Source organism: Neomegalonema perideroedes DSM 15528 (assembly GCF_000374145.1).
Lineage (GTDB): Bacteria > Pseudomonadota > Alphaproteobacteria > Rhodobacterales > Rhodobacteraceae > Neomegalonema > Neomegalonema perideroedes.
In genome coordinates this window covers 583282-600132 of the sequence record NZ_KB893654.1, presented here as the reverse complement: position 1 = coordinate 600132, position 16851 = coordinate 583282, and the positions used below count along the sequence as shown (strand labels likewise).

Sequence of the window (16851 nt, the reverse complement as noted above, 5' to 3'; positions counted from 1 at the left end):
GTTGAGGAAAATCCAGACGCAGGAGCGGGCTCAGGGCGAAATTCCCCTGATCTTACGCCCCCTTGGCCCGCAAAAGCCCGCCGCGCGCCTCAAGCCGCCCGAGCAGCGCCAGAGCCGCTTCCTGAATCCCCTGCGCGTCCAGACCCGCCGCCGCGAGCATCTTCTCCGGCTTGTCATGGTCGAGGAAGAGATCCGGCAGAACGAGGCTCCGCACGGCCAGAGAGCCGTCGAGAAGCCCCGCCCCGCTCAGATGTTGCAGGACATGCGAGCCGAAGCCGCCCACCGCGCCCTCCTCCACGATCAGAAGGGCCTCATGATGCCGCGCGAGCTGAGTCAACAAGGCTTCGTCCAGAGGTTTGGCGAAGCGCGCGTCGGCCACTGTGACCGAGATCCCCCGCTCCTCCAGAAGCTCCGCCGCCTTGAGCGAATCCGCAAGCCGCGTCCCCAGCGAGAGGATCGCCAGACGCGAACCCTCGCGGACCACCCTGCCCTCGCCGATGCGCAGAAGCTCGCCGCGGGCCGGAAGCTCCACGCCCACGCCCTCGCCGCGCGGATAGCGGAAGGCCGAAGGGCGGTCGTCGATCTCCGCCGCCGTGCGGATCATATGCATCAGCTCCGCCTCGTCGGAGGGCGCCATGACCACGAAGCCCGGAAGATTGCTCAGATAAGCGAGGTCGAAGCTGCCCGCATGGGTCGGGCCGTCGGCGCCCACCAGACCCGCGCGGTCGATGGCGAAGCGCACCGGAAGGCTCTGAATCGCCACGTCATGCACGATCTGGTCGTAGCCGCGCTGAAGGAAGGTCGAGTAGATCGCGCAGAAGGGCTTCATCCCCGCCGCCGCCAGACCCGCCGCGAAGGTCACGGCGTGCTGTTCGGCGATGCCCACGTCATAGGTCCGCTTCGGAAAAGCCTGCTGGAAAAGATCGAGGCCCGTGCCCGAAGGCATGGCCGCCGTGATCGCCACCACGCGCGGATCCGCCTCGGCCTCGCGGATGAGGCCCTGCGCGAAGACGCTGGTGTAGCTCGGGGCGTTGGATTTCGCCTTATCCTGCTCGCCGGTGACGACGTTGAAGCGCGCCACCCCGTGATATTTATCCGCCGAGGCCTCGGCGGGAGCATAGCCCTTGCCTTTCTGAGTCACGGCGTGGAGCAGCACCGGACCTTCGCCCTGATCGCGCAGATTGCGCAGGACCGGCAGCAGATGATCCAGATTATGCCCGTCCACCGGGCCGATGTAGCAAAAGCCCAGCTCCTCGAAGAGCGTGCCGCCCACGGCCATGCCCTTGGCGTATTCCTCGAAGCGTTTGGCGCGGGCGCGCACGCCTTTGGGCAGGCGGCTGGCGATCTGCTTGATCATCCCCCGCACCGACTTATAGGCCCCGCCCGACCAGAGCCGCGCCAGATAGGCCGACATCCCCCCCACCGGCGGCGCGATGGACATGTTGTTGTCGTTGAGGATCACGATCAGCCGCGAACCGAGTTCGGCGGCGTTGTTCATCGCCTCATAGGCCATGCCCGCCGACATGGCGCCGTCGCCGATGACGGCGATCACATGGCCCGGCTCGCCGCGCAGATCGCGCGCCGCCGCGAAGCCGAGGCCCGCCGAAATCGAGGTCGAGGAATGGGCCGCGCCGAAAGGGTCGTAATCGCTTTCGGCGCGTTTGGTGAAGCCCGAAAGCCCCCCGGCCTGACGCAGGCTGCGGATGCGGTCGCGCCGCCCGGTGAGGATCTTATGCGGATAGGCCTGATGCCCGACGTCCCAGATGATCTTGTCGCGCGGGGCGTCGAAGACCGCGTGCAGCGCCACGGTCAGCTCCACCACCCCGAGCCCCGCCCCCAGATGTCCGCCCGTGGCCGAGACCGCAGAAATGGTCTCGGCGCGGAGTTCGTCCGCCAATTGGCGCAATTGGGCGTCGGACAGGCTCTTGAGCGCGTCGGGCGTGGCGGCCCGGTCGAGGAGCGGAGTCTCGGGGCGTTGGGGCAGGCTCATCGAGCTTTTCCTCTCATCGGGCGATCAGGGCGGAGGGGGGCTTTCCCAAAATGAGCGCAGAAGCCCGCCCTGACAAGCGCCCCACAGGGTCAGACTCCGGGATTCGGGCGGTCAACGTCGTCGCAGGGCCGCGAAACGCGCCGCAGCCTTCAGCGCCTCCGCCGCAGGGCCGAAGCACTCCAGACGCGCCGCCGCCTGAGCCGCCAGCATGGAGGCCCGCTCGCGCGCCCCCTCCAGACCGAGCAGATCCACGAAGGTGGCCTTGCCCGCCTCTTCGTCCTTATGCAGGCGCTTGCCCGCTTCGGCCTCGTCGCCTTCATGGTCGAGCAGGTCGTCGCGGATCTGGAAGGCGAGGCCGAAATCCTGCGCATAGGCCTCCAGAGCCTGACGCCGCGTCGCGTCGGCGCCCCCAAGGATCGCCCCCGCCGCGCAGGAGAAGCCGATCAGAGCCCCCGTCTTCAGCCTTTGCAGATGGGCCACGGCGCCCAGATCGCGCAGAGGCTCGCCTGAGGCCGCGCGGGCCTCGGCCTGCATGTCGATCATCTGGCCGCCCGCCATGCCCCTCGCCCCCGCCGCCGCCGCGAGGCTGCGCACCAATTCGCAGCGCGTGAAGGGATTCTCATGGGTGGCCTCCTCGGCGAGGATCTCGAAGGCGCGGCTTTGCAGCGCGTCGCCCGCGAGAATGGCCGTCGCCTCGTCGAAGGCCCGATGCGTGGTGGGACGGCCCCGGCGCAGATCGTCGTCGTCCATGGCCGGGAGGTCGTCGTGGATCAGGCTATAGGCGTGCAGGCATTCCGCCGCCGCCGCGACCCGCCGCGACCGCGTTCCGCAGACTCCGAAGAGCGCCGCCGATTCCAGCACGAGGAAGGCCCGCAGGCGCTTGCCGCCCCCGAGCGCCCCGTAGCGCATGGCCTCCCAGAGCCGGGATTCCGGCCCCTCGCCCTGAGGCAAAAGCGCGTCGAGCGTCTCCTCGACGGCGGCGGCGGCCTCCGCCAGACGCGCCTCCAGAGCCTCGGGCGACAGAGCGGCGGGGCTCACGATCCTCCGCCCTGCGGATCGAGCGGCGCGAGCCCGGCGGGCGCCCCCGCCTCCAGCATGATCTTCTCGACGCGGGCCTCGGCGGCTTTGAGCTTGGCCTCGCAATGACGGCGCAGAGAGGCGCCGCGCTCGTAAAGCGCGATGGCGGATTCGAGATCCGCGTCGCCGCGCTCCAGCCGCCGCACGATGTCTTCAAGCTCGGCCATGGCCTTCTCGAAGCCCAATTTCTCCAGATCCGCATCCGCGACGCTCATCCGCGCGTCTCCTTTGTGACCGGCTCAGGCCTCGCAGGGCCAAAGCTCCTGCTCCATCAATCTCTGCACATGGGCGCCCGCCGCCTCGGCGAGGGCCTGAAGATCATAACCGCCTTCGAGGATCGACAGCAGCCGTCCTTGCGCGCTGCGCCGCGCCGCCGCGCAGAGCCGATCCGTCATCCAGACGAAATCCTCGGCGGAGAGCCGCGTGCTGGCGAGGGGATCGCGGCGATGGGCGTCGAAGCCCGCCGAGACGATCACCAATTCGGGCGCGAAGCTCTCCAGAGCCGGAGCGATGCGGCTTTCATAGGCCGCGCGCCAGGCCGCCCCGTCGGATTCTCCCGGCATCGGCACGTTGACGATATTGCCCACGCCCGTTTCGCTCGCGGCGCCGGTATGCGGATAAAGCGGCGATTCATGGATCGAGACGTAAAGCGCCCGGGGCTCGTCCTTGAGCACGTCCTGAGTGCCGTTGCCGTGATGCACGTCGAAATCCACCACCGCCACGCGCTTCAGACCCAGATTCAAGGCGTGGAGCGCCGCGATGGCCGCATTCGAGAACAAGCAAAAGCCCATGGGCGTCTCGCGCTCGGCGTGATGCCCCGGCGGACGCGTGGCGCAGAAGGCGAATTTCGCCTCGCCGCGCAGCAGCGCCTCGACGCCCTCCACGGCGGCGCCCGCCGCCCGCCGCCCCGCCCGCACCGAACCCGGCGACAACACCGTGTCGGCTTCGATCCGGCTCCAGCCCTCGGCGGGCTCTTCGGCGGTCAGGCGGTCGATGACGCTCTGCGGATGGGCGAGGCGCAGATGCTCGTCGGTCGCCAAAGGCGCCTCGACGCGCTCCAGACCCGCGAAGGCCGAGCGGTTGAACAAGCCGAGGATCGTCTGCAGCCGGGCGCGGGATTCGGGGTGGCCCGGTCCCGGATCATGGTCGAGGCAGTCGGAATGCGTGATGAGAAGCATGGTTCGTCTCCCTGACGGACGCTCTTGTCGGCGTCTTTTCGGTGGTCGTCCTGCGAATCTCTGCGGCGGCCTGCGGAGCTCAGGCCGCCGCCGCGGCGAAGCCGAGCGCCTGAAGCTCGCGCGCGAGGGCCTCGGGATTTTGAAAATGGATGGCCTTCATCCCCGCCGCCCGCGCGCCCTCGACGTTGGGAAGGCTGTCGTCGATGAAGACGCAATCCTCGGCCTTCAGCCCATTGCGCTTGAGCAGGGTCTCGTAGATCCGGAGATCGGGCTTGACCAGCTTCTCGTCGCCGGAGACCACCACGTCGAGGAAGCCCTCGCGCAGGAAGTCGAAGCGCGCGACGCTCTCGCGCCATTTCTCCGGGGAGAAATTGGTGATCGCATAGACCGGAACGCCCGCCGCCTTGAGCCGCCGCAGAATCTCCACCGTGCCCGCGATGGGGCCGGTGACGGTCGAGGCCCATTCCCGATGCGCGAGGGCGATCAGCTCGGCGCGATGGGGAAATTCGGCGCTGAGTTCGGCCACGGCCTGATCCCAGGGACGGCCCCGGTCGTTCTCCAGATTCCAGGCGTAGAAGCCGATCTCCTCAAGGAAGGCCGCGATGGCGGCCTCGTCGGGGAAATGCGCGCGGTAAGGCGCGTGAGGATCCCAAGAGATCAAAACGTTTCCGACGTCGAAGACGACGATGCGCGCCATGGAGTCCCTCCCGCTTCGGCTTATTCTCCGGTCTATCGGGGCGACGGGGGAAAGTCAAAACCGCGCCTTGACTTTCGGAGCCCGCGCGAAAGGATGGCCCGCATGGAGCGTTCGGAGATCATGCGGCGCGTGCGCGGCGCCGACACCAAGCCGGAGATGAAGCTCCGGCGAATCCTGCGCGAGACCGGCGCGCCGGGCTATCGGCTGCATTGGGCCGGGGCGCCCGGCAAACCCGACGTCGCTTATCCGGGCAGAGGGCTGGCCTTGTTCGTCCATGGCTGCTTCTGGCACGGCCATGACTGCCCGCGCGGCGCCCGGGCCCCCAAGACCAACGCCGAATATTGGCGGGCCAAGATCGCCCGCAACAAGGCCCGCGACGCGGCGGTCCTCGCGCGCTGCGCCGCCGAAGGCTGGCGCGCCGAAGTCTTCTGGGAATGCGGGCTGCGCGACGAAGCGGCGCTCAGGGCGCGGCTGGCGGAGATTCTGGAGGCGGCGCCTCCGAAACCGCGGCGCTCCGGCGCGGCGGCGCAGGCCGGACCACCAGCACCTCGGCGCGGGAGCTGCGTCCGCGCGAATCCACCGCCTCCAGACGATGAGTCCCCGGCCCGTCGGGCAGCCAGAGCGGCGCGCCGCGCTCGGCCGGGCTCGGCAGAGGGCGCCCGTTGACCAGCCAGCGCACGGCGCCTTCTCCGCCGGAGCTGCGCAAAGGCGCGGCCTTGCCCTCGGGGAGGAGAAGCGTCGTCTGATCGCGGGGGAAGAGGATCTCGGGCGGCTTCTTCAGCGGCTGAAGCAGGCTCTGAGTCGGGCGCGAGGACCAGCGGCGCAGATGCGGCGCGAGCTTCGCCCCGACGGCCATGGCCGGATCGGCCAGATGCGCAACCGCCAGAGTCGGATCCGGCGGCGGCAGAGCCTGCGCTAAGTCCAACAGAGTCGGCGCCGCCACGCTATAGCCGGTGCAGCCCGGACAAGGCGCGCCGTCGGGACGCCCGACCCAAACGACGATCACGTAATCCCCCGAGACTCCCGCCGCCCAGGAATCGCGATAGCCGTAGGAGGTGCCGGTTTTGAAGGAGGCCGGAGTCGTCGCGCCGCGCGCGGCCTGAGCCGTCCGGGGACGGGGCGCCGTGGCGAGGATGTCGCGCAGGCGCTGGGCCGCGAGCGGCGTCAGCAGAGTCCTGACCTCCGGCGTGGTCGCGCCCGCCAGCAGATTCAGCCGCGCCGGGACGCCGCCCTCTCCGGCGAAGCCCATGTAAAGCCGTCCGAGGTCGTAAGGGCTGATCCCCGCCCCGCCCAGAGCCAAAGCCAGACTCGGGCCGTCGCCGAGGGGATAGGTCAGAGGCGCCCCCGCCGTGCGCAAGGCGCCGTCGAAGGCCGCAGGCCCGAGCCGATCCAGAATCCGCACCGCAGGCACGTTGAGCGAGCGGCGCAGAGTCTCGGCGGCGCTCATCTGGCCGGAATATCCCCGGTCGAAATTGCGGGGGGCGTAGCCTGCGAAATCGGTCTCGCGGTCGTCGAGGATGGTCTCCGGCAGCAGCAAGGCCCGGTCGAAGGCCAGCCCATAGACGAAGGGCTTAAGCGCCGAGCCCGGCGAGCGCAAAGCCCGCAGCATGTCCACCGCGCCCGCCCGGCGCAGAGAATCCGGGACCGCCGCCCCCACATAGGCGCGGATCTCGGCGCTGGGGCGATGGATCAGCAGAACCGCCGCCGAAGCCGAGGGATCGCTGCGGAAGGCCGCCCGGCGCGCCAGATCCTGCGCCGTCGCCTGAAGCCGGGGATCTATGGCGGTGGAGAAGGCGCCGCCCCGCCGACGCGCCTCGGGGGCGAGTTCGGCCAGAGCCCGCCGCGCGGCGTGAGGCGCCTCCAGACCGGCGTCGCGGCGCTGACGCGGAACTTCGGCGGCGCGGGCCTCGGCGGCTTCGGCGGCGGTGAGCGCTCCGGCCGCCTCGGCGCGGTCGATCACCAGATTCCGCGCCCGGCGCGCCGCCGCCGGATGGCGATCCGGGCGATAGGCGTTCGGATTTTTCGGAATGGCCGCCAAAAGGGCGGCTTCGGCGGGCGTGAGGGTCGCGGGGGATTTCCCGAGATAGGCCCATGAGGCCGCCTTGATCCCCTCCAGATTGCCGCCATAGGGCGCGAGGCCGAGATAAATCTCCAGCACGCCGGCTTTGCCGCGCTGACGCTCCAGCAGACGGGCGCGCTTCATCTCGATCAGCTTGTTCGCGAAGGAGCGCGGCGCCGGATCCAGCAGACGCGCCGCCTGCATCGAGAGCGTCGAGGCGCCCGAGACCACCTGTCCGCTGGTCAGCATCTGGCGCAGGGCGCGGCCCAAGGCGAGCGGATCCACGCCGCCATGTTCGTCGAAGCGCTTGTCCTCATAGGCTTTGAGGATCTCGATGAAGAGCGGATCCACCTCGTCGAGCTTGGCGCCGAAGCGCCATTTGTCGTCCTCGCTGAGGAAGGCCCCGAGCCTGCCGCCCTCGCGGTCGAGGATCTCGACCGATCCCGTCTCCAGACGGGCCATAGGCGCGGGCGTCGCGGCGCTCCAGAGCCAGAGGCCCCAGAGCCCCGCCCCCAGCCCCGCCGCGCAGATCAGCGAAGCCAGAGCCGTCAGAATAAACCGCGCCGCCCTCCGGGAAGGGCGGCGCGGGGTCGTCGGTTCGGCGGCGTCGGCCACGGAAGATCACTCTTCCGGGCGGGCGGCGCGGATGTTCACCTGCGCCGGAGCGGTGCGGGCGAAATCCTGCGGGGCGTACATGTCCTCGACGAGGGCGCCGCCGTAGGCGTAGGCGCCGGGCGTCGTCGCGCGGGCCAGATAGGCCACGCGGAAGCGCTTGGAATCGCCGCGCCCGAGGTCGAAGGAGGCGAGGAAGCGGTCGTCGCGCAGCTCCACCGTCTCCACCGCGGTCAGATCCTTCAGCCAGCCGAGATCGGCGGCTTCGGCGCCGCCCACGGCGGGATTCTCAGGCTCAAGGCCCGCGGGCAGGAAGTCCACCACCAGCGCGCGGCTGACGAAGTTCTTCAGCTTGCGGCCCTCCAGCACCACGACCACCACCTCGTTCTGAGGCAGATTCGCGAGATCCGCCGCCTCGCCCGAGCGGGTGAAGACCGAGCGTTTGATCTCGAAGCCGCTGGCCTCCGCCGCGCCCGGAACCTTCGGGAAGCCGCCGTAGGAGATGGCGCTGAAGATCTCGTTCGGTCCGGCGTTGGTCAGCTTGGGCAGGATCGTCGCCGCCTGACGATTCTCGGCGGTGAAGGTGATCGGCCCGCCCGCCGGGACCACTTCGGCCTCAGGGGGCTTGTCGTCGATCATGACGGTCATGGTGGCGAAGGGCGCCTTGGCCATCTCGCGGCCCGCGCGCAGGATCCAGCCCTGCTCCTGGGTCGAGAGATATTTCGCCTGGCTCAGGCGCGCGGAGAGCGCCCGGGCCTGACGATCCACGTCCGGCCAGCCGAAGACGCCGCTTTCCGCCATGAGCGCCAGAAGTCCGGCTTCGTCGCGCAGCGCCGTGCCGTAGTCGTCATAGCGGTATCCGGCCTCGGGACGCTCCTTCGTCGGATAGACGATGGCGCTCTTGGCGCGGGCGAAGGCGTCTTTGGCGGGCTCCACGTCGCCGACGCGGGCCAGAGCCGCCGCCACCTGAGCCTTCGCCAGAGGCGAGGTCAGATGCGCGAAGCGCACGGCGTGGAAGCGCCGCAGCTGCGCCGCGTCCACGCTTCCTTCGCGGGCGAGGAGATAGAAGGCGTAGGCGCGGGCGTTGACTTCGGAATCCGCCGCGCCGCCCGTGGAGGAGGCCAGATCGGCGAGGCGGCGCACGCCCTGCTCAAGCACCTGCTCGGGCACTTCGCGGCCCTGAGACCGGGCGACGAGCAGCGTGTCCATGATGTAGGCGGTGAGCCATGAATTGGTCGACCCGGCGCTGGACCACATGCCGAAATCGCCGCGCCAGTTCTGCATCGCCGCCAGACGCGCCACGCCTTTGGCGATTCCTTCATCCGCCTCGCGGGCGAGGCGGGGCAGGTCCATCTTGAAATAGGGGCGCAGATCGGCGGAGGCGATCAGCGGCGCCAGCGTGCTGGCGGTCTGCTCGGCGCAGCCGTAGGGATAGCGCGCCAGACCGTCGATGATGCCCGGCAGATCGAGGTCGGGCAGCGGATTCACCCCCATGCTGAGACGGGCGGTCGCCGGGAAATAGCCCTCGATCAGCGAAGGATCGGCGATCAGGCTCTCGCCCGGCTTCAGGGTCGAGACGATGCGGCGCGATTCATAGGTCGAGGAGGGCCGCACGCTGAGCGCGCTTTCGCGGCTCATGCCGAAGCCCTGAGGCCCCGCCACGCTGAGCGTCAGCTTGCCGTCGCCCATGTCCTCGCGGGCCTTGACGCGGATGACCCGCTCGGCGCGCTGGCCTTGAGCCAATTCGGCCTCGACCACGGTTTCGCCGAGGATCTCCAGCGGGCCCTCGGCCAGCAGGGTGGCGGTGTAGACGCCGGGAGCGCCGTCGAGGTTATGCAGCGCCACGGTGGCCTCGGCTTCGTCGCCGGGGGCGAGGAAGCGCGGGATCATCGCGTCGGCGGCCAGAGGACGGCGCACCAGCACCGTGGATTCCGCCGCCGAAGAGATTTGTTCGCTGGTCCAGACCACCGCCATGACGCGCAGGCGTCCGTCAAAGTCGGGGGCGTCGAAGGGGATCTCGTTGACGCCGGGAGTCAGCTCCCGGATGTCCGAGACCCAGACCGCGATGGGGCGGTTCTTCTTGGGCAGAGCGCCCATCTGCGCCGAATCGAGCGCGGCCATTTCGCCGTCGCCGCCGGTGCGGATCTCGCCGATCTCCAGACCGGCCGCGTCGATGAGCTGGCCGTAGCCGTCGCGCATCGAAAGTCCGAGGCGCCGTTGCCCGAGGTAGTAATTCGCCGGATCGGGCGCCGCGTAGCCGGTCAATTGCAGCACGCCGTCGTCCACCGCGAAGACCACGCCGTAGAGCGGCCCGGCTTCGGGGCCGGGATCGGCCACCTCCAGCGTGACGGTCGCGGGCTCGGTCGGCTGGATCACCTCGTTCAGAGAAACCTTCGCCTCCAGACTGCGCGAGGCGGGATCGGCGGGAATCCAGACCACGCCCACGGCGCGGGTCGGGACTTGCCGCATCACGCCGTCCGGCGCGCCGAAGGCGCTGACGAGGGCGTAGACGCCCGCCGTCGCCTCTTCGGGCATGGTCACGTCGATGAAGCTTCCTTCGGCGGAGACCTCATGATTGGAGACGCTATAAATCCGGTCGCCCGCGAGGGCCACGGCGGCTTGTCCGTCGAAAGGCGCGGTCACGCGCAGACGCGCCGTCGCGCCCGGCTTATAGGCGCCCGGCTCGATGGAGACCTGAACCCGCTCGGGCGCAGGCTCGGAGCCCGGATCGCTCGAAGCCCAACCGGCGTCGAAGCGCAGCGCGAGCGAAGGCGCCTCCTGATCCGCGAGGCGGACCTCAAGGCGATAGGAGCCCCAGCCCTGCGGCTTGGCCGAGATCGCGGCCGGCTCGGCGCCGAGCGTGGCGGAGCCTTCCGCCAGCACGGGGCCGTCGGTGCGGATGATCTCGGTGCGCCAGCGGTCGCCGCGCTGATGCCAGATGTAATCCACATATTCGCGGACGATCCGCCAAGAGGCTTCGGCGGGAACCGCCTCGCCTTCCGGGCTCACCGCCACGAGCTCGAAGCCGACCGTCCCGTCGAGCGGCGCGGTGGAGCCCGCGAAGCTCGGCTTGGCGCCGACGAAGGAGTCATGCGTGCGCACCGGCAGCGTGAAGCGCGCGGTCACCGGCTTGCCGCCCGCGTCGAAGACGCTCGCGGCGAATTCGGCCTCCATGGGATAGCCGCCGACGCCGTTTTCCGGCTCGGCCACATAGGCCATGAGTTCGAGGCCGCCCGTCTCGTCGAGGGCGAAGCTCTCCGCCTCGCTTTGCTCGGGGCGGGGGCGCTGCTCGTCGGCGAGGCCGAAGCGGTAATCGGCGAAATCCGCGAAGGGCGTCGCCGGAGCGCGCAGGGTGGTCACGAGCTCGCCCGTCAGGCCGCCCGCAGGGGCGCCGTAAAGGAAGTCGGCCTGCACCTTCAGCAGAGCCTCGGCGTCCAGCCCGACGCTCTTCTCCTCGGAGGTCAGCTTCGCCTCGATGCGCGGCGGGGCGAAATCCTCGACCATGAAGGAGACCGAGCCGATGGCGGTCTTGGCCTCGGCGCTGGCGTAGGCTTCGGCGCTCCAATAGCCGATGGCGGCGTTGGGCGGCAGATTGAGCCGCGTGGTCGCGCCGCCCGCCTCCGCGAGGGTCAGAGTCTCGCGGCGGGCCTCCACGCCGTCGGGACGGCGATAGACGATGGTCAGCGGGAAGTCGTCCACGGCGGCGGCGTGGTCGTCGCGCAGCAGCGCGAGGATCTCGACCGACTCGCCGGGGCGATAGACGCCGCGCTCGGTGGTCAGATAGGCGTCGAGCGCGCCGGGCGCGACGCGCCCCGCGACGCCGCGGTCGCTGAGGTCCAGCGGCGCGCGGGTCAGGTCGAGCTGGGTGAATTCGCCGTCCGCGCCATAGGCGTAGAGCCGCGCGGGGGCGCGGGGGCCTTCGCCGCGCAGCAGGCCGGAGGGGAATTTCGCCACGCCCGCCTCGTCGGCGGTCGCCTCGCCGAGCAAGGCGCCTTTCGCGCCGTGCAGCGCCAGACGGATTCCGCTCAGCGGCTGCTGGCCCTCGATCGAGCGGGTCATGACGGTCAGGCCGTCGTCGCCCTGCCAAGTGGTCAGGCCGATGTCCGAGACGGTGAACCAATAGAAGACCGGCCCGACGGATTCGGCGGGAGGCTCCTCATATTCGTCCTGAACCTCCTCGGCCTCCCCATCCTCGCCTTCGGCCGGAGCCGGAGCGGCGACCTTCTCCTGAGGCCAGAATTTAGGCTTGCCCTCCAGAATGGCGACGTAGACGCCCGGCTTCAGAGCCTCGGTCTCCACCATCCGGTCGATGGGCAGAGCCACGCGGCGGGTCTGATTGCGCTCGCCTTCGAGCGCCAGAGTCCCGCGCCAGACCACCGCGTCCACGCGGCTGATGAAGTAATCCGGGGCGCCCCAGGCGAAGACGTCGGGGCCGCCCTCCCATTCGGAGCGCAGAGCCGCCAGAGCGTCCGCGTCGTCCACGCGCATCAGACGGGCCGAAACCTCGCGGACGTTCACGCCCTCGACCGGCAGGCCGCCCGATTCATAGCGGGGCAGCATGCGCCCCACCGTCGCGAACCGCAGCGCGGAGGGCAGATCGGGCATGACGAAATCGAAGCTCGCCCCGCGCGCCAGCGGCGCGCCCTCGCCCGGCAGGCCCTCCAGAACGGAGATCTTGTATTTCTTGCCCGGCTCGAATCCCGCGAGGCAGGCTTCGCGCCAATCGGCGCGGGCGGTCAGGCGGATTTCAGGCTCCACCTTGAAGAAGCTCTCCAGCGGCTGGAGCGGATCGGGGCGCACCTGCGCGTCGAAGCGCAGGCAGACCTCGCGACGCTCGTCGCCGCCCGAGACGTAAGGCCCCCGGTCGATCCCCAGCGGCTCGGGATAGGCGGTCTGCAGATCGCGGACGCGCTTTTCGTAGAGATTGCGCAGGCAGCGCCCGGCGGCTTCGGCGCGGGCGGGGACCGCCTCCTCGGCGGCGGTCAGGGCGCAGGCGGAGTTCCTTTCGGCGAGCCATGCGCGCTGAGTCGCGCGCTCCTTGACCGCCTGAGCCTCGTCCACGACCTCCAGCGCGCCGAGATAGATCCGCGCCATCTGCGAATCGCGGCGCGCGAGGTCGGAATCGGCGCAGATCAGGCGCTCGATCGCGTTCCCCGCCTTGAGGCAGTCGAAACTTGGGTCGGCCGCCGCCGGAGCCGCGCTCCAGAACAGCGCGCCCAGACCAGCGAGTCCGAGAAGAGATGACCGGAGCGGGGGTCTCATGGGATTCTCCCTGAGGTTGGCCGGGATGCGGCGCGAATCGCGCGACAAGCGTTTGAACTTTACGCCCGCCGCCTCCGGGGCGCCAGACGATCTATGGAGAAAGCGTCTCGTTTCGGCGCATTTAGGCGCGCCGAATTTAAATGAACAATGGTCGAAGAACAGCGGGGCGTCAAGCGCCCTCGCCGCGAAGCCGCCAGAATTCCGCCTCAAAATTCGGGCCGAACTCCGCAGGGAGGTTCGCCGAATTCCTGAGGGTATCCTCTTAAGATAATTTGCGAGGTTCGTAAACATTGGCGACGACGATCTCGCCGCTCGCCAATTCGCAGGGCGCGAGAGTCCGCAGAAAGCCGATCTCGGCGAAGGCGTCGAGCATGCTCCATTGCGCCGTGATTCCCTGAGCCCGCAGCACGCTGACCGTCACGGCGTCGCCCGCCGGATCCCAGACCACCGCCGGAAAGCCGAAAGGCGCCGCCCAAGGCGTCGCCGGCGCCAGCCGCCCGCGCAAGGTGGCCACGCCCCATTGTCCGGCGAAGCGCCCGAGAATATGGTTGTCGAAACGCGCCGTGTGGCGCGTGACGTAGACGGCGAGCCGCTGATCCGTGTCGAAGAGCGCCGAGATCAGCGCCTCCTCATGGGCGCGTCCGCCGGTTCGGCGGGCGGCGTTGATCTTGGCCAGAGCCTCATAAAGCGCCGTTTCGGAAGATTCGATCAGGGCCATGCGCCGCTCCTCAACTCAAGCCGTGCTTCGCGCATTCTGCGTCGGCGCGGAGGAGCGCGCAACAGCCCCTCAGACGTAGGACCGACATGGACGAAGCTCCGCTCTCCCCCGATCAGGCCCCCGATCAGGCTCATGATCAAGACCCGGATTCGGCGCTGCTGCTGGCTGGAGCCCGCGCGAAGCTGCGTCCCGGCCTGACGCTCGTGGCGACGCCGCTCGGGGCGGCGGGGGACGTCACCCTGCGGACTCTGGCGGCTTTGCGCGAGGCGGATCTGCTGCTCGCCGAGGACACGCGGCGTCTGCGCAAGCTGATGGAGATCCATGGGATCCCCGTCGCAGGCCGCCCGGTCTGGCGCTGCGATTCCCATAAGGAGGCCGAGGCGGCGGCGGGGCTTCTGCCGCGTCTGGCCGAGGGGGCGCGGGCGGTCTTCGCCAGCGACGCGGGGACTCCGGGGATTTCGGATCCGGGGGCGCGTCTGGCGGCGGCGGTGCTGGCGGGCGGCGGGGCGGTTTCGGCTCTGCCCGGCCCGAGCGCCGCGATTCTGGGATTCACGCTGGCGGGGCTGACGGCGGAGCGCTTCTTCTTCGCGGGCTTTCCGCCGAGCAAATCCGGCGATCGTCGGCGGCTGCTGGAGTCTCTGGCGGCGGTTCCGGGGGCGCTGATCTTCTACGAGGCGCCGCATCGGCTGCCGGAATCTCTGGCGGAGATGGCGGCGGTCCTCGGGCCGCGCCCCGCCGCCGTGGCCCGCGAGCTGACCAAGCTGCATGAGGAGATCCGCCGCGCGCCTCTGAACGAACTCGCGGCTCATTACGCCGAAGCCGGGCCGCCCAAAGGCGAGATCGTCGTCGTCGTGGACGCTCCTCCGCCCGATTCCGGACCCGCCGTGACGGAGGCCGATCTCGATTCGGCGATCCGCGCGGCTCTGGAGGCGGGGGAATCGGTGAAGGACGCCGCCGCCGCCCTCGCGGAGGCTCTGGGGCTGCCGCGCAAGCAGGTCTATTCCCGCGCCCTTGAGCTGAAGAAGACGCGGGGCTGATGAGCGGGGCCTCCTCCCATCGCAAAGGCGTGGACGCCGAGGAGGCCGCCGCGAGGCTCTCTGCGGCGGAGGGCGCGCGGATTCTGGCCCGGCGCTTCAGGACTCCTCACGGCGAGATCGATCTGATCCTCGAAGAGCCGGGCGGCGGAATCGTCTTCGTCGAGGTCAAGGCGCGCGGGACCGTCGAGGCCGCGCTCGAAGCTCTGACGCCCCGCCAAGCCCGGCGGATGGAGGCGGCGGCGCTCTTCTGGATCGCGGCGCAGGGCTTCGCGCGGGAGCCGGAGGCCCGCTTCGACCTCGTCGCCTTCGACGCGCAGGGCCGCCCGACCCGGCTGAAGAACATCTGGCTGGCTTCGGGGCTTTAGAGCCTTCACGGCGGCGCTCTCCGGATCGTGTAAGGGATAGGAGCTTCAAGCCCTTGCCCTCGCGCCGGATTCGAGGCCCAATCCGCATCCGGAGCCGCCCCGGCGCGCTCCGACCCGAGATCCCTCACACGAAAGGAGACGCCGCATGACCAAAATCCTGCTTCCGGCCGCTCTTCTGGCCGCCTTGGCCTCTCCGGCCCTGGCCTGCCCGTTCAAGACCTCCTCGACGGCGGTCGCTCCGGCGACCCTGACCACGGCGTCCGTCGAGCCGGCTTACTCCGTCCCGGCCGCGCCGATCTACGTCGCGCCTGAGGCGGTCGTGAACTGAGGCTTCGTCCATATCGACGGCCGGTCCGGGCGTCCGCCAAGGCGGGCGCCCGGATTCGTTTGGGGGAAGACGGGGCGTCCGCCAAGGCGGGCGTCCGGATTCGTTTTGGGGGGAGACGGGGCGTCCGCCAAGGCGGGCGTCCGGATTCGTTTTTGAGGCCGGAGTCCATCCGGGGTTCATCCGCGCTCTGATCGCCTACGCAAAGGCTTATCCTGTCCGAACGCGCGAGTCCTTCGCCGCAATCCCGCCCTATCCTCCGCGAAATTTCGCGTCACGCGTCAAGTTCCGCTCAAGGCTTTTCCGGCGCGCAGATTCCTGAGGAGACTCCGCATGTCCACCCCCATCCGCCTCCGTCGCGGGGCCTGCGCGGCCGTCGCGCTCGCGGCCCTGACCGCCTCCGCCGCCTCGGCGCAGCAATATTACGCCGCCCCGAATTACGCCGCGCCGACGCAGCAGGCCGCTCAGAGCGCCGCGCAGGATCTGGCCTCGGTCTACGCCGCCTATGGCCAGCAGCCCGCCCAGCCCGCCCCCCAGACCTACCTCCAGCAGCAGGGCGCGCAGCTTCAGGGCTACGTCCAGCAGACCCAGACGCAAGCCCAAGCTCAGGTTCAGACTCAGGCGGCCGCCTACGCCCAGCCCGTCCAGCAGGCGGCGAGCGCCGCTTACGGCGCCTATGTCCAGCCGGTCCAGCAGGCCGCCGCGCCGATCTACAACCCGGCGCCCTCGCCCTACGTCCAGCCCGCCCAGCCGCAGGCGACGACCTACGCCCAGCCGGTTCAGAGCTGGCCCTCCTCGGCCACGGCGGTTCCGGCCCCGACCGCCATCGGCGGCGGCTACGTCCAGCCCGCGCCCGCCCAGCCTCAGGCGCAAGCTCAGGCCGTCTGGCCGGGCTACGGCTACGCGCCCCAGACGACCTATCCTCAGCCGCCCCAGCCCCAGCAGACCGCCTATGCGCCGCCGCCGCCCGCTCAGCCCGCCGCGCCCTCGCTGGCCGGATGGGAGCGCGGCTTCGCCGCCAACATCGAAGCGGTGAACGCCTGCCTCAAGGCCACCGCCCTGACGGACGTCTCGGTGAACGGCGTGATCGCCGAAACCATCTCCCGCGAGACCCATGTGATCCTCAGCGGGCGCTTCTCGGCCAACACCCCGCCGCGCCGCGAGTTCTGCGCCTGGTCCCCGACCCGCCGCGAAGCCCGCATGCTCGACGCCACCGGCCGTCCGCAATTCGACAGCGAGGGCGCGCCCAGCTACGCCCCCGTCGGCGCGCGCTTCAGCTTCGCCAATCTGGCGGCGCTTCAGCCGGTGGTCGACACGGATTACCGCCTGCTCGGCTGGATGCGCTGGGAGAAGACCGGCGTGCAGCCCGCCTCCTCTTCGGTCCCCGCCGTGGACATCCACCAACCGCTGCGCCTCGACGGCTTCCGCTGGAGCTAAGCCAAAAGGCGAGCGGCCGCGTGCGAAACGCGCGCCGCTCGCTTGTCTTCCGTCTCCGGCGGGATTAAGGAGCCTCATCTTCACGCGATCTGGA

Annotated in this window: 12 protein-coding genes and 1 pseudogene; 5 read left to right on the top strand and 8 right to left on the bottom strand. The window is 70.0% G+C overall.

Annotated elements, in window-relative coordinates:
• Positions 1-52 precede the first annotated feature (52 nt).
• The 5 genes from dxs to B161_RS0109960 form a co-directional block, all read right to left on the bottom strand.
• A complete protein-coding gene (gene dxs / locus B161_RS0109980) occupies positions 53-1990 on the bottom strand; it encodes a 1-deoxy-D-xylulose-5-phosphate synthase (protein WP_018633255.1) in 1938 nt (645 codons plus the stop codon).
• 111 nt (positions 1991-2101) lie between these two features.
• A complete protein-coding gene (locus B161_RS0109975) occupies positions 2102-3028 on the bottom strand; it encodes a polyprenyl synthetase family protein (RefSeq protein ID WP_018633254.1) in 927 nt (308 codons plus the stop codon).
• Complete coding sequence (locus tag B161_RS0109970) at positions 3025-3282, bottom strand: exodeoxyribonuclease VII small subunit (RefSeq protein WP_018633253.1); 258 nt, start codon at positions 3280-3282, stop codon at positions 3025-3027. Before B161_RS0109970 ends, B161_RS0109975 begins: the two co-directional genes overlap by 4 nt.
• Positions 3283-3306: 24 nt before the next feature.
• Complete coding sequence (locus tag B161_RS0109965) at positions 3307-4245, bottom strand: histone deacetylase family protein (RefSeq protein WP_018633252.1); 939 nt, start codon at positions 4243-4245, stop codon at positions 3307-3309.
• 79 nt (positions 4246-4324) lie between these two features.
• Complete coding sequence (locus B161_RS0109960) at positions 4325-4942, bottom strand: HAD family hydrolase (protein ID WP_018633251.1); 618 nt, start codon at positions 4940-4942, stop codon at positions 4325-4327.
• Between B161_RS0109960 and B161_RS20245 the strand changes: the two are divergent.
• Positions 4868-5368 (top strand): annotated as a pseudogene (locus tag B161_RS20245) (very short patch repair endonuclease); the annotation flags it as partial. The gene B161_RS0109960 and the pseudogene B161_RS20245 sit on opposite strands and share 75 nt — an antisense overlap.
• Before the next feature lie 34 nt (positions 5369-5402).
• Here B161_RS20245 and pbpC read toward each other — a convergent pair.
• From pbpC to B161_RS17730, 3 genes are all read right to left on the bottom strand, one after another.
• On the bottom strand, positions 5403-7616 hold the full coding sequence (gene pbpC / locus B161_RS20055; RefSeq protein WP_018633249.1) for a penicillin-binding protein 1C: 2214 nt from the start codon (positions 7614-7616) through the stop codon (positions 5403-5405).
• A 6-nt stretch (positions 7617-7622) separates the two neighbouring features.
• A complete protein-coding gene (locus B161_RS17735) occupies positions 7623-12875 on the bottom strand; it encodes an MG2 domain-containing protein (protein WP_018633248.1) in 5253 nt (1750 codons plus the stop codon).
• A gap of 262 nt (positions 12876-13137) precedes the next feature.
• A complete protein-coding gene (locus B161_RS17730; protein WP_018633247.1) occupies positions 13138-13593 on the bottom strand; it encodes a hypothetical protein in 456 nt (151 codons plus the stop codon).
• 86 nt (positions 13594-13679) lie between these two features.
• Between B161_RS17730 and rsmI the strand changes: the two genes are divergently transcribed.
• The 4 genes from rsmI to B161_RS0109920 all read left to right on the top strand — a co-directional run bounded on the left by rsmI (position 13680) and on the right by B161_RS0109920 (position 16757).
• Complete coding sequence (rsmI, locus tag B161_RS0109935) at positions 13680-14630, top strand: 16S rRNA (cytidine(1402)-2'-O)-methyltransferase (RefSeq protein WP_018633246.1); 951 nt, start codon at positions 13680-13682, stop codon at positions 14628-14630.
• Complete coding sequence (locus B161_RS0109930; RefSeq protein ID WP_018633245.1) at positions 14630-14995, top strand: YraN family protein; 366 nt, start codon at positions 14630-14632, stop codon at positions 14993-14995. Before rsmI ends, B161_RS0109930 begins: the two co-directional genes overlap by 1 nt.
• A gap of 145 nt (positions 14996-15140) precedes the next feature.
• Positions 15141-15323: a hypothetical protein gene (locus tag B161_RS0109925; RefSeq protein ID WP_018633244.1), complete on the top strand. Its 183-nt coding sequence runs from the start codon at positions 15141-15143 to the stop codon at positions 15321-15323.
• A gap of 330 nt (positions 15324-15653) precedes the next feature.
• Positions 15654-16757, top strand: coding sequence for a hypothetical protein (locus tag B161_RS0109920; protein ID WP_026310343.1), 1104 nt, complete (start codon positions 15654-15656; stop codon positions 16755-16757).
• Positions 16758-16851 lie beyond the last annotated feature (94 nt).